26 protein-coding genes, 1 tRNA gene and 2 pseudogenes are annotated in these 26,261 nt (G+C 32.7%); 12 read left to right on the plus strand and 17 right to left on the minus strand.

The genetic code is table 11. The features are described 5' to 3' along the window. Positions 1 to 271 precede the first annotated feature (271 nt). The 3 genes from EKG35_RS10395 to EKG35_RS10405 all read right to left on the minus strand — a co-directional run bounded on the left by EKG35_RS10395 (position 272) and on the right by EKG35_RS10405 (position 1,504). A complete protein-coding gene (locus EKG35_RS10395) occupies positions 272 to 607 on the minus strand; it encodes a L,D-transpeptidase (RefSeq protein ID WP_126294386.1) in 336 nt (111 codons plus the stop codon). A 137-nt stretch (positions 608 to 744) separates the two neighbouring features. Then, positions 745 to 927, minus strand: a complete 183-nt coding sequence (locus EKG35_RS10400) for an aspartyl-phosphate phosphatase Spo0E family protein (protein WP_126294387.1) — start codon at positions 925 to 927, stop codon at positions 745 to 747. A 157-nt stretch (positions 928 to 1,084) separates the two neighbouring features. Then, positions 1,085 to 1,504, minus strand: a complete 420-nt coding sequence (locus EKG35_RS10405; protein ID WP_126294388.1) for an HXXEE domain-containing protein — start codon at positions 1,502 to 1,504, stop codon at positions 1,085 to 1,087. Positions 1,505 to 2,132: 628 nt separating this feature from the next. Here EKG35_RS10405 and EKG35_RS10410 point away from each other — a divergent pair. Next, positions 2,133 to 3,341: an iron-containing alcohol dehydrogenase gene (locus EKG35_RS10410; RefSeq protein ID WP_126294389.1), complete on the plus strand. Its 1,209-nt coding sequence runs from the start codon at positions 2,133 to 2,135 to the stop codon at positions 3,339 to 3,341. Between the two features lie 242 nt (positions 3,342 to 3,583). On the opposite strand, the gene EKG35_RS10415 is transcribed toward EKG35_RS10410, so the two are convergent. The 3 genes from EKG35_RS10415 to EKG35_RS10425 all read right to left on the minus strand — a co-directional run bounded on the left by EKG35_RS10415 (position 3,584) and on the right by EKG35_RS10425 (position 4,887). Next, positions 3,584 to 4,048, minus strand: a complete 465-nt coding sequence (locus EKG35_RS10415; protein ID WP_126294390.1) for a DMT family transporter — start codon at positions 4,046 to 4,048, stop codon at positions 3,584 to 3,586. A gap of 13 nt (positions 4,049 to 4,061) precedes the next feature. Then, positions 4,062 to 4,490 carry a DMT family transporter gene (locus EKG35_RS10420; RefSeq protein ID WP_126294391.1) on the minus strand — a complete coding sequence of 143 codons (429 nt, stop codon included), beginning with the start codon at positions 4,488 to 4,490 and terminating at the stop codon, positions 4,062 to 4,064. Between the two features lie 82 nt (positions 4,491 to 4,572). After that, a complete protein-coding gene (locus EKG35_RS10425; RefSeq protein ID WP_126294392.1) occupies positions 4,573 to 4,887 on the minus strand; it encodes an ArsR/SmtB family transcription factor in 315 nt (104 codons plus the stop codon). A gap of 516 nt (positions 4,888 to 5,403) precedes the next feature. On the opposite strand from EKG35_RS10425, the gene EKG35_RS10430 reads away from it, so the two are divergent. Further along, positions 5,404 to 6,216: a CAP domain-containing protein gene (locus EKG35_RS10430; RefSeq protein ID WP_126294393.1), complete on the plus strand. Its 813-nt coding sequence runs from the start codon at positions 5,404 to 5,406 to the stop codon at positions 6,214 to 6,216. A 185-nt stretch (positions 6,217 to 6,401) separates the two neighbouring features. On the opposite strand, the gene EKG35_RS10435 is transcribed toward EKG35_RS10430, so the two are convergent. The 3 genes from EKG35_RS10435 to EKG35_RS10450 all read right to left on the minus strand — a co-directional run bounded on the left by EKG35_RS10435 (position 6,402) and on the right by EKG35_RS10450 (position 9,123). Beyond that, positions 6,402 to 6,977 (minus strand): GNAT family N-acetyltransferase, encoded by a 576-nt coding sequence (locus tag EKG35_RS10435; protein WP_221766326.1) that lies wholly within the window; start codon positions 6,975 to 6,977, stop codon positions 6,402 to 6,404. A 58-nt stretch (positions 6,978 to 7,035) separates the two neighbouring features. Continuing rightward, complete coding sequence (locus EKG35_RS10440; RefSeq protein ID WP_126294395.1) at positions 7,036 to 8,073, minus strand: AbrB family transcriptional regulator; 1,038 nt, start codon at positions 8,071 to 8,073, stop codon at positions 7,036 to 7,038. Between the two features lie 876 nt (positions 8,074 to 8,949). Further along, positions 8,950 to 9,123: an asparagine synthase gene (locus EKG35_RS10450; RefSeq protein ID WP_126294397.1), complete on the minus strand. Its 174-nt coding sequence runs from the start codon at positions 9,121 to 9,123 to the stop codon at positions 8,950 to 8,952. Between the two features lie 485 nt (positions 9,124 to 9,608). Between EKG35_RS10450 and nhaC the strand changes: the two genes are divergently transcribed. Then, a complete protein-coding gene (nhaC, locus tag EKG35_RS10455) occupies positions 9,609 to 10,985 on the plus strand; it encodes a Na+/H+ antiporter NhaC (RefSeq protein WP_126294398.1) in 1,377 nt (458 codons plus the stop codon). A gap of 423 nt (positions 10,986 to 11,408) precedes the next feature. On the opposite strand, the gene EKG35_RS10460 is transcribed toward nhaC, so the two are convergent. Then, the gene (locus tag EKG35_RS10460) at positions 11,409 to 11,735 is read right to left on the minus strand and encodes a hypothetical protein (protein ID WP_126294399.1); all 327 of its coding nucleotides are present in this window, start codon (positions 11,733 to 11,735) and stop codon (positions 11,409 to 11,411) included. Between the two features lie 120 nt (positions 11,736 to 11,855). Here EKG35_RS10460 and EKG35_RS10465 point away from each other — a divergent pair, with 120 nt between their 5' ends. The 3 genes and pseudogenes from EKG35_RS10465 to EKG35_RS10475 all read left to right on the plus strand — a co-directional run. Beyond that, positions 11,856 to 12,557, plus strand: a complete 702-nt coding sequence (locus EKG35_RS10465) for a hypothetical protein (RefSeq protein WP_126294400.1) — start codon at positions 11,856 to 11,858, stop codon at positions 12,555 to 12,557. A gap of 785 nt (positions 12,558 to 13,342) precedes the next feature. After that, on the plus strand, positions 13,343 to 13,990 hold the full coding sequence (locus EKG35_RS10470) for a hypothetical protein (RefSeq protein ID WP_126294401.1): 648 nt from the start codon (positions 13,343 to 13,345) through the stop codon (positions 13,988 to 13,990). Positions 13,991 to 14,055: 65 nt separating this feature from the next. Beyond that, positions 14,056 to 14,259, plus strand: a pseudogene (locus tag EKG35_RS10475) (phage terminase small subunit-related protein); the annotation flags it as partial. Positions 14,260 to 14,619: 360 nt separating this feature from the next. On the opposite strand, the gene EKG35_RS20900 reads toward EKG35_RS10475, so the two are convergent. The 4 genes from EKG35_RS20900 to msrA all read right to left on the minus strand — a co-directional run bounded on the left by EKG35_RS20900 (position 14,620) and on the right by msrA (position 16,630). Then, a complete protein-coding gene (locus EKG35_RS20900) occupies positions 14,620 to 14,907 on the minus strand; it encodes a hypothetical protein (protein WP_126294403.1) in 288 nt (95 codons plus the stop codon). Positions 14,908 to 15,033: 126 nt separating this feature from the next. Continuing rightward, positions 15,034 to 15,408 carry a hypothetical protein gene (locus tag EKG35_RS10485; protein WP_185807716.1) on the minus strand — a complete coding sequence of 125 codons (375 nt, stop codon included), beginning with the start codon at positions 15,406 to 15,408 and terminating at the stop codon, positions 15,034 to 15,036. 431 nt (positions 15,409 to 15,839) lie between these two features. After that, positions 15,840 to 15,912 (minus strand) — tRNA-Val (locus tag EKG35_RS10495). A gap of 193 nt (positions 15,913 to 16,105) precedes the next feature. Next, positions 16,106 to 16,630 carry a peptide-methionine (S)-S-oxide reductase MsrA gene (gene msrA / locus EKG35_RS10500; protein ID WP_126294405.1) on the minus strand — a complete coding sequence of 175 codons (525 nt, stop codon included), beginning with the start codon at positions 16,628 to 16,630 and terminating at the stop codon, positions 16,106 to 16,108. A 177-nt stretch (positions 16,631 to 16,807) separates the two neighbouring features. On the opposite strand from msrA, the gene EKG35_RS10505 reads away from it, so the two are divergent. Beyond that, complete coding sequence (locus EKG35_RS10505; RefSeq protein ID WP_126294406.1) at positions 16,808 to 17,761, plus strand: LCP family protein; 954 nt, start codon at positions 16,808 to 16,810, stop codon at positions 17,759 to 17,761. Between the two features lie 72 nt (positions 17,762 to 17,833). Next, positions 17,834 to 19,060, plus strand: a complete 1,227-nt coding sequence (locus tag EKG35_RS10510; protein WP_126294407.1) for an AI-2E family transporter — start codon at positions 17,834 to 17,836, stop codon at positions 19,058 to 19,060. Between the two features lie 127 nt (positions 19,061 to 19,187). On the opposite strand, the gene EKG35_RS10515 is transcribed toward EKG35_RS10510, so the two are convergent. Continuing rightward, complete coding sequence (locus tag EKG35_RS10515; RefSeq protein WP_126294408.1) at positions 19,188 to 20,351, minus strand: aminotransferase class I/II-fold pyridoxal phosphate-dependent enzyme; 1,164 nt, start codon at positions 20,349 to 20,351, stop codon at positions 19,188 to 19,190. Positions 20,352 to 20,560: 209 nt separating this feature from the next. Between EKG35_RS10515 and EKG35_RS10520 the strand changes: the two genes are divergently transcribed. Further along, on the plus strand, positions 20,561 to 21,364 hold the full coding sequence (locus tag EKG35_RS10520; protein WP_126294409.1) for an ATP-binding protein: 804 nt from the start codon (positions 20,561 to 20,563) through the stop codon (positions 21,362 to 21,364). A gap of 44 nt (positions 21,365 to 21,408) precedes the next feature. Here the strand turns inward: EKG35_RS10520 and EKG35_RS10525 are convergent, their stop codons facing one another. Next, entirely contained in the window at positions 21,409 to 22,200 is a 792-nt protein-coding gene (locus EKG35_RS10525) for an enoyl-CoA hydratase/isomerase family protein (protein ID WP_126294410.1), read from the minus strand. Positions 22,201 to 22,434: 234 nt separating this feature from the next. Here EKG35_RS10525 and EKG35_RS10530 point away from each other — a divergent pair, with 234 nt between their 5' ends. Beyond that, the gene (locus tag EKG35_RS10530) at positions 22,435 to 23,328 is read left to right on the plus strand and encodes a tyrosine-type recombinase/integrase (protein ID WP_126294411.1); all 894 of its coding nucleotides are present in this window, start codon (positions 22,435 to 22,437) and stop codon (positions 23,326 to 23,328) included. A gap of 92 nt (positions 23,329 to 23,420) precedes the next feature. Next, positions 23,421 to 24,193: pseudogene (locus EKG35_RS10535) on the plus strand (patatin-like phospholipase family protein). A 120-nt stretch (positions 24,194 to 24,313) separates the two neighbouring features. Here EKG35_RS10535 and EKG35_RS10540 read toward each other — a convergent pair. After that, positions 24,314 to 25,342 carry a PTS sugar transporter subunit IIC gene (locus EKG35_RS10540; RefSeq protein WP_126294412.1) on the minus strand — a complete coding sequence of 343 codons (1,029 nt, stop codon included), beginning with the start codon at positions 25,340 to 25,342 and terminating at the stop codon, positions 24,314 to 24,316. A gap of 332 nt (positions 25,343 to 25,674) precedes the next feature. On the opposite strand from EKG35_RS10540, the gene EKG35_RS10545 reads away from it, so the two are divergent. Beyond that, positions 25,675 to 26,103, plus strand: coding sequence for a GatB/YqeY domain-containing protein (locus tag EKG35_RS10545; protein WP_126294413.1), 429 nt, complete (start codon positions 25,675 to 25,677; stop codon positions 26,101 to 26,103). Positions 26,104 to 26,261: the final 158 nt, after the last annotated feature.

The following is a 26,261-nucleotide window of genomic DNA, read 5'->3' on the forward strand; positions in this document are numbered from 1 at the left end:
CAATCTGCTACCCCAAAAAAATCCTTACACATAGATAATTTAGTTACTTCTTATGTGTATGGGGTCGTTTCGATTAAAAAATTTAGAGCAGGATAAATTTAATTTATTTTTAAAGGTGATATTAATGGACTTCGTAAATAACAAGACTATTTTAAAATACTCAAAAGGCAGGAGTTACTATACACAGTCTATTGTGAAGAATGCTAAATGCAAATGCTAAAAATAATCCTGAATTATGTGAAGGATACGTTAATTATGACAGCTTAAGAACTCATTTACGAATAACAACATCAGTACCAATTGGAACTCTAGATGATAAATCCAGGACATCATGATTAAACATTCTAATACATCCAAGTGAGACATCTTTACCAATTGAAGAGGGGTCATTTGTTCCGTGTATACCATAATGAGGTTTTGACAATCCCATCCAAAAAGCACCATAAGGTCCACCTGGATTAGGTTGTTTATTAATAATCTTGTACGATCCAAAAGGTGTCGGTGACAATATTTTTCCAACTGCAATAGGATAGGTCTTTATAAGATTGCTTCCATCAAAAAGTTTTAATTCATGTTTTGAAGTAGAAACGTTAATCCATTTTACCATGTATAAATCCACCCCATTTTTAAAATATTTTATGAGGCAATTGAAGCTTTTATTAATAGACAAGAATTTAACATTTGACCAAAAAGTACTTGTATTATTTTAGCTTCTATTTTGTCGAAATAGTAAAAAGCCTCTATTTAGTTGTAGAAGCTTTTCGAACCTTTATTTGCGGAATATTCATTTAACAATTTATCGAGATCTTGACTAATTTTTATAGTAATCGGATGATTTAGACCTAGCTTCATACCAGTATTTATTAGTTTAGTTCTAACTCTTTCTATTTCATACGGTCTTTTATACTTATCAATATCAAAGAGCATATCAGTACTTTCTCCTATTTATTTAGGATAAATATACCAAAATGTCAAATTTTAGAGTAGATACTTTTTTTTAGTAAAAGTGACAATTTAGTGGATTTTGTTCGGAAAGGAAACCTATTCATTAAAAAATATTGTGAAGCAAAGTAAAAATGTTTTTTTATAGTAACCTATAAAGTAAATAAATTGTATATGGTGTAACAAGTCCGATAGCTGTGTATAGTCCAGGAGTATAAGTTCTTAAAATGAGTGTCTGTATAATATGAACAAGATTATGTAATAGTACAAAACTCAAAAAAGTTAAAAATAGGATATCTGACCAACCACTTTGTAAAGTTTGAACCTTAAGGAATACGATTATGGAACAGCCTAAAAATATTAGAACATCTCTTTTAGCAAAAGAATGTGAGTCTATTTTCCAAAAGTTCCAAATTAGCAGCTGAAAATGATTACTAGTATTTTCAACTAAGTGTGCCGTTTTATGTGACCAATTTTCAACACTAATTATTTCTTCAAAATCGTGTAACATAAATATCACTAGAAAAAGCCAAATTGCATTATGTATTTCAAGTGCGAACATTAAGTTAAACCTCCAAAAAAGTAATAAAATATTTTCTTCCGATAATATCATAAGTTTCATTTTTTAGTAATATTTACAAAGACTATTAAAGAATCATTTATAGTATTGAATCAAAACCAACACCATTTCACAAATTTAACTTAGTTGTATCTTATATATAAGGAAAATGGCAACATGGTCAAACCGAAATACAATTCGAAATGGTAGAAAACTTATATGCACTACTGTGAGCTAGCAGGGGAAAAAGCCTTTACTATCTAAGGTTAATAGTAGTTACAAGTCTTTTATTGACATAAGATTCACGTATATTCATAAGCAGATACTTGTAACCTAAGCCTTCAGATATATTGATTTGGTTTAGCTTTAAAAGCGGGAGGCGTTTGAAAAGAAGTAATAAGAAAAAGGTTAATATAAAAACGATCAATAACTTATAAACCTCTAGTTACTTTAAATAAATAAGGTCGATTGTGAATTTATCAGGAGTCTCCTAATTAAATCAAGAGTACTTTAAATTCCAATTATTAATAGATGAATCATAAAATTTAAATTAGATTAATACTTTAGAAGAAAATGACCTATTAATAAATACTTCGTCTTGATAAAAAAAGAGAAAGTAGGGGGGAAATATATGGGTGCATATTCGGAGTTTTGTATACCTAATTCCGTTTTTTATGGTAAAAATTCTTTATCCGAGCTTGGAGAACAAGTGAAGGCTTATGGAAAGAAAGTACTTTTAATTAGTGATCGTATAATAGAAAAAATAGGTCATGTAAAAACATGCCAGGACATTCTAAAGGAGGTTGATGTTTCTTACATCTCATATCTCGATGTTAACACCGAACCAACAGATTTACATGTCGACGAAGCACTTCAACTGTGTTTAAAAGAGCAATGTGATGTTATTGTCGCCATTGGTGGAGGAAGTTGTATTGATGCCGCTAAAGCAGTAGCTGTGCTAACAACAAATGGTGGTTATATTGGGAATTATATAGGTAATAAGACATCAATTGAAAAGAACCCTATTCCACTCATTGCAATTCCAACCACGGCTGGAACTGGATCAGAAGTAACGAATGCCACTGTAATTACTAATACTAAAGAAGATATAAAAATGATGATTAAACATCCAGCATTTCTGCCAAAAGTTGCAATAGTGGATCCAATGCTTACAACTTCAACTCCACCAAACGTTACGGCTGCAACTGGAGTTGATGCTCTCTGTCATGCAATAGAAGCTTATATATCACGTCTATCACAACCGCTAACAGATACGCTGGCTCTTTCGGCAATAGAAGCTATTTTAAATAATATAAAGGTAGTATATGAAGAAGGAGAAAATACAGATGCAAGGCAAAAAATGGCTATTGCTTCAATGCAGGCTGGAATAGCTTTTAGTAATGCTTCCGTTACTCTAATTCATGGAATGTCACGTCCAATTGGAGCGTTGTTCCATGTTCCACACGGTATTTCAAATGCCATGCTGCTTCCTGGAGTGCTTGAATTTACGAAAGAATCTGCCATTGATAAACTAGCAACAATCGGACGTATGATTTCTCCTGAATCAACTACATTAACTGATACAGAATTAGCCAATATCACTATTAATAAAATCAAACAACTTTGTCGCGACTTAAATATTCCCAATATGAAAACATGGGGAATTGATGAACAAAAATTTAGACAAGTACTTGATAAAATGGCTACGGACGCAATAGCAAGTGGAAGCCCTGCAAACAATCCGAAAGTGCCAACTAAACAAGAAATAATAGATCTATACAATTATTGTTATGATTATGATTTTTCAGGAAATATAACTGAGTTCAATTCAGTTAAATAAGTTCAATATAAAAAATTTGCTGACAAAAGAGTAAACAGCTAGTCTGTATTGCTCTTATATAAGATGACAATCGTGCTAGATTAATGAACAACACCCTTGAAATAATTGAGGTATACATTCTCAATTTAGGTCTGAAGAGACTACAAAATCGATAGGGGCAATTTACTTGAATAATATTCGGAGTTTATAAAAAAGTCATTATAAAAACGCTGCAATTAAGCAGCGTTTTTTTTATCTATATGCTATGCTTTTGATTCTTCGCTTGAGCGTTTATTACCTTTATAGATAAAATAAAGAGAAATAATCATAAATAATAATGCAAATACACGTTTAATATCTAATTCTATGATTAAACTATTGAACCATCCAAAATGATCAATTACTACACCAATCACAAGTTGACCAGCTATTCCGGCAATATTAGTTGCGATAACTCCAATTCTAGGAACTGCCATAACAGTTAATAGTAAATACATAGTCCCTAAAAACGCTGCACTTAATTGCCATTTAGGTACTTCTAAAAGTGCAATCACATTTCCGTTACCAAAAAAGAATATGAAAATAGTAAGAAACATTGTCCCCGTAAGAAAGGTTAAAAATGTTGTTTCAATTGTTCCCGCTTTTCGACTAAATGTACCATTGATAGATGATTGAGCACTTAATGTGATACCACCAATCAATGTAAATAAAATCATAAATAATCCCATTATATAAGACCTCCTAGTTTATTAATATAAGTGCTATGATCATTGAAATAACTGCAAATATCTTTTCTTTATTAATCTTCGTTTTCTTGCTGCCTAACCATCCAAAATGTTCAATAATCATGCTCATTACTAGTTGTCCTATAATTACAGCAACCATTGTTATACCAACACCTACGAATGGGACACTGACAACAATAGATGTTAAATAAACAACACCCAAAACGCCTCCAAGTAATGACCATTTAGGTGCTTCAAATGTATAGGAAAGCTTTCCTTTTCCAAAAAAGAGCAATAATAGCCCCATAATTATAGATCCCATAAAGAAGTTATAAAAACTTGTTTCTATTTGTCCAATCGTTTTTCCTAATTCAGCATAGATAGCTCCTTCAAAGCTAAGTGCTGCCCCAGCCAATAGGGCTAGTATATAAGATATAAATCGCATAGGGGATATCTCCTTTTTCGTATAATTATATATCTAGAAATATAGATATAAATCTTGATAAAAAAACAGAAATCAACAAAAATTAGATTTCTGTTTTAAAATATTCAGCTAATTGTTGAATAAATTCTTCATTACGTCTGTAATAAGTCCATTGTCCATGTCGAATTGATTCAAGTAGACCAGCTTTTTGCATCATGTTTAAGTAGCTAGAAACCGTAGATTGAGAAACTTTGGCCTTTTCTTGAATATCCCCAACGCATACTCCACCTTTGTAACTTACCTCCTTCGGCAGGTGAGCGCCTTGTTTTGGGAAATGTTTCTCGGGTTCCTTCAACCACTCTAGGATATTGAGTCTTGTTTCGTTCGATAACGCTTTAAATACATCAATAGGTTCCATGGCTGTAATTATATATCTGGATTTCTCGATATGTCAATTGAACTAAAATGAATAAACTGGCGAGATTGTTTAAAGGATCGTCGTATTTTCAGAGACGATTGGTTAGTAGGGAGTACTCCTCGGATTAAAAAATAGACAATTATTTTGTAAATTCTCAATGTTACTCTAAGAGCTTAGACGAAATGTTTATTCTAAAACCGATTGTTTGAACAAATTCAACGAAAACAGATGAAGTTAATATGGGCTTCTATAAATTGGAGACTCTTATTACACAACATCTACTTTTGTTACAAATAGATTAATTTAATTTCCTTGAAATACAGAATTAAATACCTGTCAATAGGTTTTCAGTGGCAAAATTATTTTTGTATGGAATGTTTTATGAAATGAATTGTGATGTATCTCTTAGTCTATTAGAGTTTCGTTTTAATTTGCATCTCCTTCCAGTTTATGGACCCTATATTACTTAATTTGTACTGTAACATAGGGGTTGTAAACAAAGAGGAGGAATACAAAATGAATAAAAAATGGTTAGCAACATCACTATGTGCAGCAACATTATTTGGGGCATCTTTTACAACAGCAGGTGCAACAGGGTTAAATGAAGAAGTTAAGAGTGATTCAAATTCATATATTCAAGTAATTAAAGGCGATCAAGTTCAAGGAATCGCTTTAAAAATAATCGATCAAATTGCGTTACAAAATGGAGAGTTCGATTTTAATAAATTCAAAGAATTAGTCAATAAATCGTTAAATGATCAAGCAGCTCAAAAAGTAATTAAAGAAGGTAAAAAAGTATATCAAAATAATGCTTCTAAAGAAACGAACACAGAAGCACCAGCAAAGTCAACTAATGTAACGAACAACAACAAAACTACAGCACCAACAAATTCTAATAACCAACAAGTAGAAGCGCCAGCAAAAACACCTTCTACAAATGTTAGTCAATCAGTCTCTGAATTTGAGAAACAGGTAGTAGATTTAACAAATGCGGAACGTGCAAAAGCAGGTCTTAAACCGCTTCAAATCTCTAATCCATTAATGAATGTAGCTCAAGCAAAATCAGAAGATATGGCAAAAAATAATTATTTCTCACATACAAGCCCAACTTACGGAAGTCCATTTGATCAAATCAAAGCTGCAGGTATTTCATATCGTTCAGCGGGTGAAAACATTGCACAAGGTCAAAGAACACCTGAAGAAGTAGTACAGGCATGGATGAATTCAGAAGGTCACCGTGCAAACATTTTAAACGGAAACTACACACATATCGGTGTTGGCTACGTTGCAGATGGTAACTACTGGACACAACAATTTATTCAACAATAATTTAAGATTCATATATACGATAAAAGATGGTCTTTAAGTCAATGGCTTAAGACCATCTTTTTTGTATTAATTACTTGTGCTTTTGGGTTTTTAATTAGTTTAAAATTATTATTACTACGTGATTTTTCTTTTTAAATTTTAACTGAAAACATATTAAGTTAATTCAAGATGTATTAGACTTGTTGTTATTTTACATGTAGATTGTCAATTAAATTTTTACACATATGTTCATATTGATGACCACTAATAACTAAATCAGCAACTTTCTTGTATCCTAAACTACAATATAATTTTTTCGCTTTCGGATTAGCCATATCTACATTTAGGCCTATCGTATGGTAACCTGCCTTCTTCGCTGTTTCACTCATCTCGTTAAGTAATGCGGAACCAATGCCTAATCCTCTAAATTTTTTGTTTACTACTACGGAATCTATATACCATTCATCAGGAAGTGTCTCTTTATCAATAAATAAATTTTCATTAGGATCGAAGCCATTTTTAATTAATACTTTTTTAAACGGTTCATCAATGATAGGTTCTTCTGCTGAGGGATATCCAAAAATGACCCCAGCAATTTCGCCATTTAACTCATATACTAAGCCTCTGTTCACACCAAATCGATATGTAGGTTCTCCAACGGATTCTGCAACCATATCAAGTAATTTATTCTTAGAAATCTTCTTAAGTAAAGGTAACTCCATATCCTCAAATATTACCCATAAAAGTTTTGCAATTTCCAAACTATCTTTTTGGGTTGCCATTCTAATCATAAGTATCAACTCTCCATATTTATTTTATATATTTTTTCAATTGTTAAGTTTAAACCATTTGGTCATTCCTACGCGTGAAATATTTAATAGATGGAATAATCGCAATAGAGACAACTAGAACGCGAAACAATTGAAACGCTGTTACAACGGTACTGTCAGCATGAACTGACGTAGAAATAATCCCCATTTGATCGAGACCACCAGGCACGATACTTAAAAAACTCGTTTTAAAGTCGAGCGGATAAAATTGCATCATTAATAGAGCAAGGCCGTACGCACTTGCGATATATAGAAATGAAGAAACGAACGCGTAGAAAATCAACTTTCTCGATAAGTGAAGATTTTCTTTTTTCAAAAGTAGTCCGATGTATATCCCCATCACAATTTGTGCAATATGAAGTGCGCTCACTGGAATTTCAGGAATTTCGATATTTGCAAGTTGTAAGCCAATAAATAAAAATACTGGACCAAGCATATAGCCAGTAGGGATTTTTATTTTCATTGCTATAAAGCCAGCAATATAACTTAAAGCAAAAAACAGTAAAAACGTAAAATTGTATTGTGTATCTGAAACAGATGTACTCGAGCTGCTGCTACTACCTGCAATAAGTAATGGCACAAAGCCGATAATACAGAGTACACGCAATACTTGATAAAACGTAATCATCGCAATATTTTTACTGCCCTGTTCCTCGGCATAGGCAACAATTTGTGTCATACCACCAGGCACACAGCTAGTAAGTGCGCTAAGTTGATCAACCATCACACGTTTAACTATTACCCAGCTGATGAAAATAAATAAAAGGATATAAAGGACATTTAATGAAATCATTACAGGTAAATAAAGTCGAATATCTGCAAGTGCCTCAAGAGTAAAGGCATGGCCAATTGAATATCCAGCAATAACTAAACCAAAATTCCGAAAGTGTTTATTCCATTTTAAAGGAAGTGGCGTTGTTAATTGTAAAACTAGCACCGTTAGCAATGGACCGAGAAGCCAAGGCATTGGGATATGTAACAATTGAAAAACAAAGGCGCCAATGACACCAAGTACTGTAGTTAATAAATAGCTTTTTGTTATTGCCATAAAGAATACCTCAATTCATAAAAACTTGTTTAATTATTTCATATTCATCCAATTTTTTAAAGGGTTGCAATGAATCAAGGGATGAGGGCAGGGGATAGTAAGTGGTTTCTAGTGCGAAAAATTAATATCGTAAATTTTGATTTTAATACTATAAAATTGGATTCACTGCAAGCCAATAAATTCGAGAAAAAGAATCATCAACGTCAAGAAAATAGCTATTGAGGTGATACTATGGTGCTAAAAGCGGAAGAAAAATCTGCTCTCCACAATGGTGAGCAGATGTTGGCGATTGGAACATTAAATGAAAATCTAAAGAACGTGGAGTGCTGTCTAAAACGATTCGATTTTATAACAGTGAGGTCTATAAACGGGTGGATAAAAATGATAATCGACTAAGCTCAGTTTGCTGAGTATTTGAACAAAATTATTGTTCGATAGCAATTGACCCTTTCGATAGGTAAAAATAAAGTGTTGGAAATAAAATAAAGCTTTGTTTGGAATAAAACTATTAAATACTTCGAAAAAATTGTGCAGCAAAAAAGCCGATTGAAAAATTTCAATCAGCTTCTGTTTTTTAGAATTTTACTGGTTTCAATACCTGCGTTGAAAATTGAGACAACCATTATCAGGAAAAATAGAATCTGTATTGAATGGTTTGCTGTCCAGTATCCCAAGAAGTTCATAAGAACAAGAATAACAAATAAAAGAGCAGTAACTGTGGTTATAAAAATACGAGTCATTTTAATTCCTCCTTCATATGTAAACCATTTACAATAAAAGATTAACATAAACAATTGGGATTTTAAACCATTAAAGTATTATCAAACTGCACAATCCAAAAAAATAAAGAAGAGCACTAAATTGTGCTCTCCTAAACTAACGACGATGTTCTACTAGGTCAATTGCACCTAGAACAATGTGTGCTAATCCGAAACCAAAAATAGTGTTTGCAAACGCTTTGTTCGAGCTATTCCTTTGTTTCATCGCATACCCGGCAGCAGTAACAGCCGAACCTAGTAAAGTTGGGATTAAACCTTCACGAACGTTCATTAGAAATCCCTCCATCATGTTAGTTGGTGTAATCACACCGTTATTATTGTTCCTTAAAAGTAAAATATATATACAGTATTTAGAAAACAACAGCATTATACATATAGCATTGTTATATCTTAGTTTTAAGGGGAGTGAGAGTGACATGGGCAAGGCAGCTTTGGACCTGGCTATCATGTACTGGAAAGATATCTTCAAAGATTTGCACAAAGCTCAACTCATAAACTAAAAAAACTGATACTATCCTAGGAAAAGGACGATATTCAGTAAGAAATATATTTAAAAATAAATTTTGAATGCCAACATGACCCTTTAAAAGTCTTTAATTACAATTGGACGTGTTTATTTAGGAAAAAATCTACTTCTTTTATAAAACTTCTCGCACTATTGACATTTAGCAAGTACGTGCTAGAATGATAAATGACTTCATTGCGTTGAAGCGTTGAAGTTTAAAGCGTGAATTATATCATCTAGGAGTAAACAAAATGTTTTCTATTGAGACAAAAACAAAACCGTCAGTATTCGAAGCATTATTCATTGTAATAATAGTAATTTCAATAATTTCTATTGCGATAGGAAAGCTTGGTGCTACACCACATATTCCTATTTTGTTATCTATTATTCTTCTAATTTTTTACGGGCTACTAAAACGTGTGCCATTTAATATCCTAGAAGATAGTATGAAATCCGGTGCAATTTCAGGAATAGGTGCAATTTATATCTTCTTTTTAATAGGGATACTAATTAGTAGTTGGATTGTAGGCGGAACAATACCAACACTTTTATATATAGGCTTATCCCTCGTAACAGCAAGTTTCTTTTATACAATAGTATTTATAATTACAGCTATCATCGGTACAGCAATTGGCAGTTCACTGACAACTGTAGCGACTGTCGGAGTTGCTTTTATAAGTATTGCAGGTGCTATTGATGCATCGCTTGTCTTGACGGCCGGCGCTATCGTATCCGGTGCATTTTTTGGTGATAAAATGTCGCCATTATCAGATACAACTAATTTAGCTGCGAGCATCGTCAATATTGATTTATTCGAACATATAAAAAATATGAGTTGGACAACTGTTCCTGCGTTTTTCCTTAGCGCTGTCTTATACTCTGTTTTATCTCCTTCTATTTCGGGATTAGATGATACGGCCATTACGTCCTATAAGGCTAGTTTACAAGCAACTAATTTTGTTCATTGGTATGCAATTGTGCCGCTAATTGTCTTGATAATTTGTACATTCATAAAGATGCCAGCGTTTTTAACACTTATTGTAAGTTCACTTGTAGCACTGCTGTTATCAATCTTTCATACTTCATTATCCTTTATGGATTACTGTAAAATTTTATATAGTGGATATATTTCTGAAACAGGGGTAGAAGTGATTGATTCACTCTTAACTCGTGGTGGAATTAGTAGTATGTTCTTCACGATTATGCTTGTGTTCCTTAGCCTTAGCATGGGTGGGTTATTATTTGCTTTAGGTATTATCCAAACATTACTTAGCAAATTTGACCAATTGCTAAAGTCAGTCGGTGCCCTAATAACAGGTACTGCTTTTACAGCGATTGGTATTAATATATTAGTTGGGGAGCAGTATTTATCGATTTTATTAACAGGTGAGACCTATAAGCAAAAATATAGAGAACTGGGCTTACATCCGAAAAATTTGAGTCGAGTGATGGAAGATGCGGGTACAGTTATTAATCCACTTGTCCCGTGGAGTGTTTGTGGTTTATTTATTGCCTCGATGCTTGACGTTTCCGTGACCGACTATTTGCCTTTTGCGTTCTTTTGCTTATTGAGTCCAGTACTTACTATAATATTTGGATGGTTAAATCTGACAATATCAAAAAAATAAACATACTAACATTAGTAGTGCAAACCAAGGCCATGGTGGGATTGAGTCAATATTCAGAACATTAAGGATAGTATTGTTAAGCAAATGATAAATTAATTATAATAGTTGAGTGAGTAGAAATTTGTGGTTATTTGAATAAAGGTGATTTCTATGAATGAGAAAATATCGTAGACGAAGCGGATTGGGTGGGTTTAGTGGGTATTAGACCCAAAGGGAGTGGTATGGACTTTTCCTTGACACTTTTTGCATAGAATCTTGCATATTTTCATGTAAAAAAGAGCAGCCAAATGGTTGCTCGGTACATTGTATCTATTTTTATAAGTGTTGAAAACTATGTAGAATTAATATAAATGGCCCTACTAGATTTCATATAACACTTAAAAGGAACTGTAAGGATTTTTTCCTTGAAGTCAAAGTGTTAGTTTACTGATTTTTATTGGGGTAATCTGTAATATTAAGATTACTTTTTTCTTTATTGGACCACGCGTAAAGTATTCTATCTCCATTGTTCAATGTAACTTGAACATTATAAAAAAAGGGATAAACTCCTGCTTGTGAACGAAAAACTTCTATTTCTTTCACTTCCTCTTCTGAAATAGACCGATTTTCAATTATATCAAACATAACAGCCACTAATAACTCTTCTCTATCTTCTCTACTTCCAAACTTATAATTTTGATAGTTGAAATATATTAGAGTTCCTATGAAAAGGAAAAAGAAAACAATGGCTAAAAGCCCACTTTTTTTCAACTCTTCCACCCCCTAAATTTGTAAATAATGTTAAAAAAATAGATTAATAGTTGTAAAACGAGGCGATATACTATATCGTTACTTTTGTAAATATTTTACAATAAAAGGAGTGTTCTATCAATGAAAAGACCATTAAAAACAACAATGTTATTTTTCACAACCTTGATATTAATTTTCGCCTTTAACGTTTCTACTTCTCATGCCAATGTTCAAGAAGATGAGTATCTACTTGAACAAGAAAAACAAGAAAAAATATTTCAAGAAATTATAGAAAGTGTACCTAATGGAACATATTCAGGTAATGATATTACCACTAATGCTCTTGATCCTAGTAGTTATAATCCGCAAGCTGGTGATATATTATATACTCCTAGTACACAATGTAACGATGATAACCGTGAAACTTGTAAAGGGATTACTGGTCATGTTGGGATAGTAAATCCTTCTACAGGAACTGTAACTCATATTCAGGCACCTGGTTATTTACCTAAATCAATATCCTTAAATTCTTGGTTTACTAAATATCCTAAAACTGTAGTTGTGAGACATAAAAATTCTACCAAGGCTTCAAATGCTGCTAAGTGGGCTTATGATTATTATATTTGGGGTGATGGTGCAGAGAAAACTTATAAAGTAACAATAGACCAAGATTTAACAAAAACACTTAGTTTAAATACTACTTATTGCTCGTTAATTGTATGGCAAGCTTATTATTATGGAGCTGGTCAAAAATTATCTCTTAATATTCCTGTAATGCCTGTTCTCTTTGTAAATTACGCACCATATCATGATATGTATGTTTTAATGAAAATAGGATATTGATATAAAAACGTTTACCTTAATTTTTGGTGAATATGTAAAGTCACACTCATACGAGTTGTGGCTTTTTCTAATAATGTCCTAAAAATTAATAGTTGCCATACTTGCCACACTTTCCAAATTACACAAAATCACTACTAATACTTTATACTGTGAGATAGGACGGAGCGGTAAAATATCCGGTCTTACCAAAATCTTCTTCTAAAAAGGAGAAAGACAAGACGACCAACGACACGCGCCGAAAGTTATATCGAAGAAGCGACAACACGATCGTCCCAGTATCTGAGAGGGGTGGTTTTTATGAAATAATATATATAAACATATTTAATTATTATTTAATATTTATAAAGCGAAAAATAAAAAATTCAATATTATTCTTTGATTATTATATTCACAAATTTTTAATTGAGAAGGCAATTGCTAAGTATATCAGTTTTTAACCACAACACAATATCTATTCTATGAGTGAAGCGACCACTTTGAGGAAGGTGGTTGCTTTTTATTATGTTTTGAAATGAGGAGAATGTCTATGAATTATGTGTTATCTTGCGAGAAATGCAAACGTCCTGCGGACTTAGATAAAGGAAAAAGCAAACCTGGAAACAAATTTTGTAACAGCACTTGCAATTGTGGTGGCAAAATCAAACCGTTGCTCGACTGATTTATTTTGAGCAGTGGGCATTATCGAGTGTTACCCCTTCGCTTATATGATAGTGCTTGCTGCTGAGAATTAAAAATTTAAGGAATTATCTCCGGAAATAGTCTAATATATTATTCGGAGGTGTAATATGGAAAATAAACAGAGAAAACAAGTAGACTCTATTCATCTACTCTATGTATCAATTATTTTCGGTGGGATAATTGTATTATTGTTAGCTTTTATCTTTAATAAATCAAATTATGCAGGAGAGTTGTTAAACTTTGCGGCAACATTAAGTTCAATACTTCTAGCTGTTATTGCAATTGTAATTACATTAATTGATGTAGCTGGACAACGTAATAATATTTTTGATGTAAAAAATAGCGTAGAGAATTTGAAAGAAGTAAGTAAAGAAATAGAAAGTATGGTAAAAAGTTTTAATGAACAAAACGAAGATAACACTAAGAACTTATTAGCGAATATACAAAAATTCGCTCAACAGCAGGATGAAATTAAAGTTGTTGTCGACGGTCTAATGCAAAAAATTGAAAATTTGCCTTCGGATAATAAAGATATTAAAGAAATAAAAGAGGAAGCAAATAAAGTTAAAACAGTAATTGAAAAACAAAATTACAAAGGGGAAAATATTGTGCCATTTTCCGACGTAAAGTTTAGTGGAAATTGGCAGAATAAAGTGAGTTTATCTGATTTAAATGTTTCTGAGATTCTATCAACTATTGAAGTTCCAAGTATTAAAGCTGAATCGATAAAAATTACAAATAACAAAAATTCATGACGTCGATTGACGTCTTTTTTTACTAGTAAACTTAAAAAATGTTTATAGAGGTGGTGTTATGAGAGATGGCTAGAGCTAGAGATCCTAATCCCGATAAAGCGTTTGAAATATATAAAGAGCATGATGGTAATATTACAAATCGTACAATAGCTGAAATGCTTGGAGTGTCTGAGAAAACTATAGGTTCATGGAAGTACAAAGCAAAAGATAATTGGGACGCTAAATTAAATGGAGTACTCCGAAAGAAAAAAAGAATACTACAAAGAAAAAAGAAGTCGTAGAATCGGTGGAAGTCATTAAGTTTTCTTCTAAATCAGTCAATAATAATACTATGTATTAATATTGATATTAGTGGTTTTTTTATTAAAAAAACAAAATATTTATTTTGGGCGTTTATCAAAAGTTTAACAGCTTAATTATTTCCTTAATGCTATCCTTTTGGAAAAAGGAGGTAGTGGAATATCGGATATTATCATTTTGAAACAGTTACACAAGCTCAAGAATATAAAAAGGTTAAATTTATGTCTGCAATAGATTTAATTACTTTTCATTGTCAATCAAGTAAAAATGAGCAATAGTTAAAACCATCCTCCATTTGGAAGGTGGTCTTTTTTGGAAAAATATAAATACTATTTAATTTTTTCAGTGTTTTCTAAAGCATTACTTATAGCAATTACTTCTCCATTATCAACGCTTATGAAATATGTCAAAGCAGGTAAATAAATATCATGCGATTGTTCATCAGTGTCTAGTTGAACCTTCCAAGTTTTCATATCTTTATTGTATTTAGTAGAATAAACATATACTAATCGAGTCTTATCGTCGAACTCTTTCCAAAGAGTTGCCGAAATGTATCCGTCTGATTTAGCATCTTCGAGAGCAATCTCTTCAGCTTCCTCCTTTCGATATTTTATCATAGTTTTGTAGAATTTGATTTCCCAAAACTATAATTGAAAGTATAAAGAGAGTTATTGGGATACCTAATTTCTTCATAAATACACCTTCTTTAATAATCTATAACTTGGATAATTAATAGCCACTAACTAACGAAGCAGAATAATCAGACCAGTTTTTAAATTCATTTGGTTTTGTGCATTAACAAGATACTGTTGAGCTTTTTTACTATATTTAGCACGTGCTGTAGTTGCATATATAGTACTTGTAAAAGTAGCCAATAGAGATACTCCACTAACGGCAGCAGCCATTGCATTAACCCAACCTTTTGGACCTTTCCATAAATCTTTTTTAACAATCACTGCAAAACTAGCAATTAACAATGCCCAACTTGAAACTACTGAGAAAGTATTTGCTTCCATACTATCAATAATATATTTTTCATAATTCTCAATATAACCTTTAAATTTGTTAAAAGATGCTAACGGGTGATGTAAGTACTGAGATTGAAGAACAAATTGCATCTAAATATGATGTATCTGCAACTGTATTAAAAGCTGGTCACCATGAATCTGATACAAGTAGCTCCGTTTTATTTATTCCCTCTGCATATCGGTCTTTCAAAACTAATGTCCTTTGCGGATGCGTGACAAAGTAAGGCTTGCTCCACATGGTTAGATCTTCATTCAACAGATAAACACCTTCGATATGAGCCCATAAATAGACTCTCATAAAATCACCTACATATTTTAGAAATATGAAATACTATTCTATTACTGTTCATAAACATTTTACTTCATCGATTTTAAATAATATATATCGAATTTATGCAAAATACGTTTTTTTAAAATTCGTCACATCGTGGTCACAGGAGATTGAAAAAATAGATATATTTATATTTAATAACAACAAAATAAAAGCCGAAACCCGTTGATATTAAAGGGTTTCGGCGATATGGTCCCGACAGGTCTCGAACCTGCGACCCCCACCTTGTCGAGGTGGTGCTCTCCCAACTGAGCTACAAGACCGATTTAGAATGAAAATGTTATTATTTGTAATTGAATTTTAACATAAGATTGGTTGGAGATAAATACCTAACAATTATTTCTTACAGGGAGATCCTATTGCAGATTGGGCCTGCTCTTGCCATAAAAATCTTTACTTTATGAAAAAATGCGACAAGTCTGATACAAGAACTTGTCGGCTAATTTTGTGCTTAACTTACTGTTTTGTTTCCCAATGCTCTTTAATAAATTCATCACGGCCGGATTTTGCGCGGTCTTCTTTGTAATGTGCTTCTTCCTTTTTATAATAATCTTGATGGTAGTCTTCTGCTTCATAGAATGTAGTAGCTGGTCTAATTTCAGTTACAATCGGCTTTTTGAAACGGCCGCTTTCACCTAACTGTTGCTTAGATTTCTCAGCTAACTGCTGCTGCTCATTCGAGTGATAAAAAATTGCAGTTTTATAAGATTCACCACGATCATGGAATTGTCCGCCATCATCTGTAGGGTCTATTTGCATCCAATAAACCTCTAGCAATTTTTCATAAGGAAAAATAACAGGATCAAATTCGATTTGTACAACCTCTAAATGACCTGTATCGCCTTTTTTAACTTGTTCATATGTTGGATTATCAACTGTACCACCCATATAACCTGAAGTTACTTTATGTATTCCATCCCATTCAACAAATGGTTTTACCATACACCAAAAACAACCACCTGCAAATGTTGCTTTTTCCATTTTTTTACGCCTCCAATGCTTAAAATAAATAGTATTGTATCATGATAGTAATAATCACACAATTCAAAGGATAAATGCAAGATTTCTTTACTTCTGTCGTAGTATAATAATGGAAAAACGAACTTTTCTCAAGTTACTTTCGTCTCGTAATTTGCAAGGGTAAAGGAGTAATTTATTATGGAAGAAAATCAATTACACGAAACGCGTCAGTCTCGTTATAAAAAGAGAAAGTTACGAAAGGGAAGGCTATTATTCACCACATTATTACTACTAGTAGTCGGTATCTCAATTTTTGCAATTTATCAATATCGCAGCGGCTTAAAACTTGCAGATGAAACGAAGTTGCCTGAGGAGGAATTTGTTGCAGATGAAAAACAGGATACAATTACAAACTATTTAATTATTGGAGTAGATAGTAGAGGGGAAGAAAAATCACGATCCGATACAATGATGCTTCTTTCATGGAATAAAGATACAAATGAAATGAAGCTTGTATCCTTCATGCGGGATATATATGCAGAAATACCTGGATATCAATCTTATAAACTTAATACGGCCTACTACTTAGGTGGAGTTCAACTATTAAAAGATACCCTAAACAATATGTTTGATATACCGATTCATCATTATGCATTAATTGATTTTAAAAATTTTGAATCGCTTATTGATATTTTGGCTCCAAATGGAGTTGAAATTGATGTAGAAAAAGATATGTCAGCGCATATTGGCGTCTCACTCTCACAAGGTGTTCAAAACTTAAATGGACAAGAGCTTTTAGGCTATTCTAGATTCCGTCATGACGAAGAAGGGGATTTTGGACGTGTAGAACGTCAGCAAAAAGTTATTGAAGCTTTAAAAGACGAGCTTCTATCACCTAAAAATCTGCCAAACTTACCGAAACTAGTTGGAGCAGCACAAGGATATGTTACTACGGATTTAACAGCTGCAGAAGAATTAAAAACTGTTTTATCGGTAGTTGCAGGAGGAGGTGTCGAAATAGAAAAAATGACTATTCCAGCAGAAGGAACGTTTAGCTATGGCTCCTATAGTCATGCAGGCTCTGTAATAGAAATTGATAAAGAGGAAAATAAAGAATTGCTTCACCAATTTTTACAATTAGAGGGTGAGTAAAGTTTTATCTAAACATGTTCCGTGCTAAAATAAAGATAATTATAAATTTTCATAGTTTAACGAGGTGGTTTTTTGGAAAGAGAAAATGGATATGATGACCGATTACCGCGTAATAAATCATTATTTTCTTCATCGAGATTTATACGATTTTTAGGCGGGAAAAATCTATTATTTTCACTATGTGCTTTACTTTTATTGGGGTTAGTAATATTTGTTTTTGATAAAATCTCTTTTATCTTTTATCCGATTCAAGTTTTATTCGAGGTTGTCATTTTACCAGGTATTTTAGCTATTATTGGCTACTATCTGCTGCGGCCTTTTATTAGGCTCGCTGAAAAAGGCGGAAAAGGGAAGGTGCCTCGTGCACTAGTCATTTTAATTCTTTATGTGATTGTCATTGCGTTAATTACATTACTCGTTTTACTCGTATATCCATTTTTACGTGACCAGTTTATGAATTTAGTGCAAGAGTTTCCAATTTACTTTATGTCTTTAATAGAAACTGTTGTTACTTACTTAAATAATTCAAGCTTTAATGAATTATTTAACAAATTTGATTTAAATTATGACAAAGTATTAACCGATGTAACGAATGATCTTGTAGATACTGTAAAAGAGACATTTACAAATATTGCATCCACTGTTGCTTCAGGAATAACAGGTTTTGTTTCAACATTAACAGGTATCCTGTTGTCCCTAATAACGGTACCGTTTATTCTGTTTTATTTATTATATGAAGGTGAAAAACTTCCGAAATTTATTTTGCGTATTTTCCCACCTCGTATGCGAAATGAAGTAGGGCAAGTAATGAAAGAGATGGATAAGCAAGTAAGTTCTTACATACTTGGACAGATTTTAGTTTCGATATGTATAGGAATTATGATGACAATTGGCTTTTTAATCATCGGTCTTGACTATGCTTTTTTACTTGGTATATTAGCTATGATTACAAGCGTGGTTCCTTATTTAGGACCAGCAATTGCAATAACACCAGCAGTTGTCATCGCTATTGTAACCTCACCATTTATGCTAGTAAAGCTTATTATTGTATGGACAGTTGTTCAGTTAATAGAAGGGAAATTTATAACACCAAATATTATGGGTAAATCTTTATCGATTCATCCGATTACGATTATTTTCGTTTTATTAACAGCAGGTTCATTATTCGGCGTGGCAGGGGTTATTCTAGGTATTCCGGGCTATGCGTTATTAAAAGTTCTAGTTACGCACCTTTATACTACATTTAAAAAGCGTTACAATCGCTTTGAGAAAGATCCTGTAAATAAATATGAAATTTAAACATTTAGGCTAATACAAAATAAAGGCTATTCATGGTTGATAACATGAATAGCCTTTTCATATGAAATTAAATTTTTATCGTAGACTCTAAAGCAAGCAAATGCTGCTAACAAAGTATACTCATTTCTTATAGAGAAATTGTTTTTAAACGTTCGACAGCTTTTTCTAATAATTCAACTGGTTGAACAAGTGCTAAGCGCATATAACCTTCACCTTCAGAACCAAATGTCGTACCAGGTACCATAATAACGCCAGTTTGTTCAATGGCTTTATAAGCAAAGGAAACGCTGTCAATATTATATGGATATTTTGCCCATACAAACATACCGCCGTTTGAAGGAGCTACTTCCCATCCAAGGTCGATCAAGCCTGACATTAATGTATGATGACGTTTTGCAAATGTTGTTCGTAAATTTGCTGTAATTTCTTCAGCGTGATCAAGTGCAAGGGCTGCAGTTGATTGAATCGGGTCAAAAATACCAAAATCTAAATTTGATTTTAATTGTTGAATGATATTAATCATTTCAGCATTTCCCACAATATAAGCTACACGAGCACCAGCTAAACTAAAGCTTTTTGAAAGCGAGTTAATCTCTAACCCAACTTCTTTTGCTCCAGGAGTAGCTAGGAAGCTTATAGGGCCTTCCCCTGTAAAGTAAAATTCAGAATATGCTGCATCGTGCAATACGATAATATTGTATTTTTTTGCAAACTCAACAACTTCACTGAAATATTCAGTAGATGGAGACATTGGCACTGGATTACCAGGCATATTTAAAATTAGCAACTTTGCTTTTTGTGCAATCTCTTCAGGAATTGCCTTCAAATTTGGAACGTATCCTCTGTCAGTATCCAGAGGTATGTAATAAGGCTCGGCTCCTGCTAAACTAATTCCTGCTGCATAGGCAACATAGCCTGGATTTGTTGTTAGTACGATATCACCTGGATCGCAAAACGCAACAGGCAAGTGAACTAAGCCTTCTTGTGAACCAATAGTTTGAACAATTTCTGTTTCAGGATCTAATTCTACTTGATTACAACGTTTATAATAATTCGCTACGGCTTCTCTAAATTTCTTAGATGCTGTTAGTGTATACCCGTATGAAGAGGGGAGTTTACTTAACTCTGACATATGGTTGCGCAGCATTTCATGCGGTGGGATATCAGGGCTGCCTAAACTTAAATCAATTAGCTCAAGTCCTTTTTCTTGCTGCTGCTTAGCATATTTTTTTAAATCGCTAAAAATTGCAGGCTGAAATAATGACATTTTCTTCGATGGAACAATATTCAAGGTGGAACACTCCTTATAAACTTACAAATATAAATCACATTTTAACATAGGAAAAATAAAAATTCGCTATAAAATCAGAAAAAAGAAAAAATATAGGAAATAGAGCGAATGTTAAGAGAAATAAAGGTAGAGAAGCAGTTAATAATTAGTAAACAATAGATTGTTTTTTCAGTTTGGTATAAACTGAGGAAAAACGCTGGAGTGGTTAGATGATTGTTCATTCATTAAGCGGTCCAAGTGGGACAGGGAAGAGTACTAGTGCCATACAATTTGCATACGAGCATCAAATTGAAGCTATTATTGATGACGGATTACTCATTATTAATGGTGAAAAGAAAGCAGGTACTTCAGCAAAATTTGAAAAAAATACAATTACCGCAGTAAGACGCGCCATTTTCCAAGATCACAATCATAAAAAAGAAGTAATCGACGCGATTCACCAGCACAAAGTACAATCTATCCTAATCATTGGGACATCCGACAAAATGACAAAACAGATTGCAAGTCGTCTTGAAATAGCGCCAATTCATTATTTTCATCATATAGAAGAAATAAGAACGAATAAAGAAATACAAATGGCTAAGTTTGTCAGAGGGACGCAGGGCAAACATGTCATGCCTGTTCCTTATAAACAGGTGGAGCAAAATTTCTTTAAGCGATTTATTCAAAGAGGATTTGATATAATTTCAAAAACAAAGGTAAAGCTCGGAGAAACAACGATTGTTCAACCTGATTTTCATAAACAGGTAGTTAATATTTCAAGGAATGTTTATGTTGATTTAATTAAGCATACAGTTGCACAATGCAGTGTTGTATTAAAAGCTGAAACTGTTCAATTTACGATGAAACAATTTAATCCAATCATCTATATATCATTAATAGTTAAAGGGCCTGTGAATTATCATCTCGTTAATAAAATACGCGGATTACAGCAAGCAATAGGTGATCAATTTATTCAGCATTTTGAATTTGAACCGCAGGATATTCGAATTTTTGTAAAAGGTATACAGTAAGTTTACGGGAGGGAAGTCATGATTTTGTGATGACTTCCCATGCTTTAATTACGCGTAAACTGTGGCTTACGCTTTTCGACAAATGCGCGGACACCTTCAGGGAAATCATTAGGATCGACAAAGGGTGTAGAGCCCTCCCATAGAACAGGGACAGAATCAACACATTCTTTTACAGAGCGCTTAATCGCAAGAAGTGATGCAGGCGACATCCCTTCTACTAATTTTCCCATTCTGATAGAAAATTTATTTAAGTCTTTTTCTGCAACTAAGTAATTAAGCATGCCTGCTTTATAGGCTTCCTCAGCTTTATAAATTCTTCCGGTAAAAACTAAATCCTTTGTAGCTGATGGACCGACTAAATCAACTAGACGTTTAGCGAATTTATTGTTTATAGTTATTCCTAGCTTGCCAACGGGAATCCCCATACGAGCTTTATCTGAACCAATTCGTATATCACATGCGAGTGCTAGCTCAAGTCCAGCTCCCATTGCAGGACCGTTGATTATACCGATAACAGGAATAGGCAAATTTTCAATTGTAGAGATCGTTTTTTCCATATGAATAAATGCTTCTTCTGCCTTTTCTAAAGAAATAGAATTGAATTCTTTTATATCGGATCCCGCTGTGAAGTTTTCCCCTGAACCACGAACCAAAAGCACTTTGTTTTTTGGGTTTTCCAACGCCTGCAATGCAATTTTGGAAAGCTGTGTCCACATATTTGCAGTTAATGCATTTTTAAGCTGTGGTCTATGAATGGTAATAATCGCAAGTCCTGCAGTTTCTTGATAAATAATTTTTGCATCTTCCTTTTCTAATCTCATTGTACGAACTTGCATGCAAAAATCCCCCTTAGTTTGTTTCCAATAGTATATACTAGAATAGCTTTTACTCACACATTTTCGGGAAATTTTTACAAAATCTCGATAAACAATAGTTAAATTTTCCATATGTTATTGACAACAGTTACATATTATCCGACACTATATAGTATAAAAAATTACATCCTCACGCACTAAACTTAAAGTAAAACACATGAAAAATGACGCATTAGTCTATAAGGAAGTGATTATGTGAGTTATTTGGAATTTTACAAGGCTTACTTAGTATCTTTAAACAAATCGCCTCATACAATCAAACAGTATTGCATCGATATTGAACAATTTATTAGCTATATTGATAAATGTAATTTGTCATTTGAAAATAGGATTGATTCCACTGTAGAACATTATATAGTTTTTTTGAGTGATACGTATCGTTCCGTATCGAGTTTTAATCGTAAAATAGCTTCCTTAAAACATTTTCTATTTTTTTTAAAATCACGTAATGTAATTCAAGAAATACCGATTGAGCTTTTAATTCCTAAAAAATTAGTTGAACATAATATTGAAACATTACAAGAAGAGCAAATGAAAAAGGTGATTAACTATTGGTTAAATTTGTATAGACGAAGTGACGATGAAGTATACAAATGGATTGCACTTAGAAACTTTTGTATTGTTCGCATCATTTCTGAACTTAGTTTAAAGCCTTCAGAAGTTGTTGAAATGAAATGGTCACATATAAATGATCAGGTTATTAGAATTACTAAACAAAAAAGATCTAGAAGAGTAAAGCTCTCGATAGCGATGTTACAATGGCTCTATATTTATAAAAAAGCTGCAGAGGATTTGTTGCCAGCTAATTCAGAGATTGATTTTATATGGTTAGGTATTGGAAATAAACAAAACGAACCAATTACTGTTAAAACAATTGAGCGACTGTTTCAAGCGATTTCACGAGAAGTTGGCTTTAAAGTTACAGCAACAATGCTGAGGTATTCAACAATAAATAATGAAATAACAAAAAAATCAGATGCAAATCTAGATGAGCTATATAATGAATTTGGATACTCCCGAAAAAGTGTCCTGGTAGACAGGGTTAAAAGATTTACAAAAAATGAATCTAATAATATAAAAGAAAAGTAAGAGGTTTAAAAATGGTTAATTTAAATAGTAGTAGTTTGATTTTAGAAGGCGGTACATTTCGTACAGTTTATACAGCTGGGATTCTTGATGCTATGTTGGATCATGAAATAATGCTGCCTTACATAATTGGAATTTCTGCAGGGGCTATTAATGCATGCTCCTATATTTCAAAGCAAAAAGAAAGAACGTTGCGTGTGTTTGTTGATTATAGACACGATAAACGATATATGGGAATTCGAAATTTCTTAAAAGAAAAAAGTATATTTGGTTTAAACTTTGCTTATGACGTCATACCAAATCAATTAGAGTTATTTGATTGGGATACATATCAAAAATATGAAGGTACCATATTGGTTGGTGTAACAAATGCGCTAACTGGTGAAGTAGAGTACATGAATGCATTGGAAATGGATCGTGAGTGTACTTTATTGCGTGCAACATGTGCAATTCCTATTCTTTTTCCTGAAATAAAAATAAATAATATTCCATATTTTGATGGTGGTTTAGCTGATCCAATTCCTATAAAAAAGGCGATTGAGGATGGCTATCAAAAGCATGTGATAATACTAACGCGCCCTAATGGATACCGTAAGGAGTTAGATCGCCAAAGTAAATGGGCTATGCGGCTATTAAAGAAAAAATATCCTAAGCTTGCTGATTTAATAGAGGATCGCATTGATAACTATAATGAGACATTAGATTACTGTGAACAATTAGAAAAAGAGGGGAAGGCTTTATCTTTCGTCCAGAATATGCAATGAATAGCTTGGAAAAAGATGTAGATATTATGAAGGAAAACTATAACATGGGTTATAGGCTAGGAAATGAACGAGTTGATCAGTTAATGAACTTTATTAATAAATAAAAATAGGAATGTGCTAGTAATGGTTGGCACATTCCTATTTTTTTAGAATAAGATAGTAAAGATTGTTAAATGTTTATCAGTACAAGCAGCATAATAGATGAGCTGAAGTATTTGCTTTTCTTATTCATAATTTACTTTATAATCTTCAGAGCTCAACCAACATAATTTTACCTCAAATAGTTTTAAAAATACTAAATTTAAAACTACTGGTAATGCAATGAACAATGTTGATGAAATGATAATACTTTCTAAATTCCAACCAACTAAGTCTAAGTATTTAAGTGGTCCAACAAAACCTGCTAGTCCGAATCCAGCGCTGTATGGTGTTCCAATAACCTCGAATACTCCACCAAGAGCACCTAGAATTGCAGCAGTAAGAATCATTGGAAATGCAATTTTTGGTTTCATAAAGAAATTACGCATTTGAATTTTAGCAGATGCAATATGTGCGATAGCTGTACCAAAATTATTTGCACGATAGCTTGCAATACACATTCCTACTCCAGAAGCACAAACTCCTAAATTTGCAGCACCAGCACCGATGCCTGAAAGCATAATAACTGTTGCAACGCCAATAGTAGAAATAGGTGATAAGATTAACACCGAGAAAATCATAGCAATCAAAGCACCCATGATCACTGGCTGTAAATCTGTTAAATACATGATTCCTTCACCAATTAGTAAAGAACCGTTTTTTACATATGGAAGTATTGAAAGACCAATGATACCAGGTATGAAAATAGTTAAAGCAGGCATGGCAAGTAAAGTCCATTCCTTTAATCTTGAACCTAAGAATTGCACGAATAGTATAGCGATTGCAGTTGTAATCGCTATATTTATAACTGTTCCGATTCCAGCAATTGTGAATGTGCCATCCTCTGTAATAGTAGTAACTCCACTTCCGATAAAGGCTGCTAATCCAACCGAACATGTTTGGATGGGAGTTAATTTAAATTGAATACCGGCCATTACACCAATAACTACAGGAAGTAAACTCATTACAATAATCGATACGTTTAAAACGGTTTGTAAAAATGGTGCATAAGGAATAATTAATTTTAATATTTCACCTACGAGAGCATTTGGAATTAAACATACAACAATACCTAAACTCATTCCTGTTAATAACTTATTAAAAAATTCTTTCATAACAAATCTCAATTCCTCTCTTAGATGTTAACGTCAAATGTTAGTAAAAATTATTATATAAGTTTAGAAGATTAATTCAACTGTTAATATTCTGATAAATATATTGAGTGAGGAAAAAAGAACTATTTTGCGAATGATGACGTTTTCAAATAGAATATAACTTTATAATTAAAATAACGAAAAGTTCTTATCGAAATAGAAAGATAATAATATTTTAAATTATTTTTAACTGTTTTCTAATGGAATGAATAGAAAAGAAAGTATATAGTTAATATTGTTTTGCAAAAAAGGTAAAATAATATGTGAAAAGATATATAAGGAGAGAATCAATTATGTTAAAAGAAACTGTTTTTGAACAATTAAAAATTGCGATGAAGGAAAAAAATATTGTAGCCAAGGGTGTCCTTACTCTATTGAAGTCGGCTCTGGATAAAGCAGAAAAGGAAAAGGGTACACAATTAACAGAAGAAGAAGAAGTGGCTGTTGTTAATCGTGAAATTAAACAAACAAATCAATCATTGGATGGTGCTAAACAGGCAAACCGTGAAGACTTAATTGAAAAGGAAGAATTAAAATTATCGATTTTAAAAGGTTTTTTACCGAAGCAATTATCTGAAGAAGAAATAATTCAAGTTCTAGGAGAAGCTGGTGTTGTAAAAGGAATGAATATGGGGGAAGCAATGAAGATTGCAAAACCATTACTTGCTGGCAAAGCTGATGGTGCAACTATTTCAAAAGTTGTAAAAGAATTAATTTCATAAATTATTTATAAATAATGAACTCATGCAAATGCGTGAGTTCAGGTTGTTGACAAAAGACCTTCAGAATGGGCTTATTCTGAAGGTCTTTTGTAATTTTAATAGATTATTGGGTATTTAACCGACTTATTTGGGGTAAAAACACTCTTCGAGTATTATAT

It is taken from the genome of Lysinibacillus telephonicus, from assembly GCF_003966145.1.
Taxonomy (GTDB): Bacteria; Bacillota; Bacilli; order Bacillales_A; family Planococcaceae; genus Ureibacillus; species Ureibacillus telephonicus.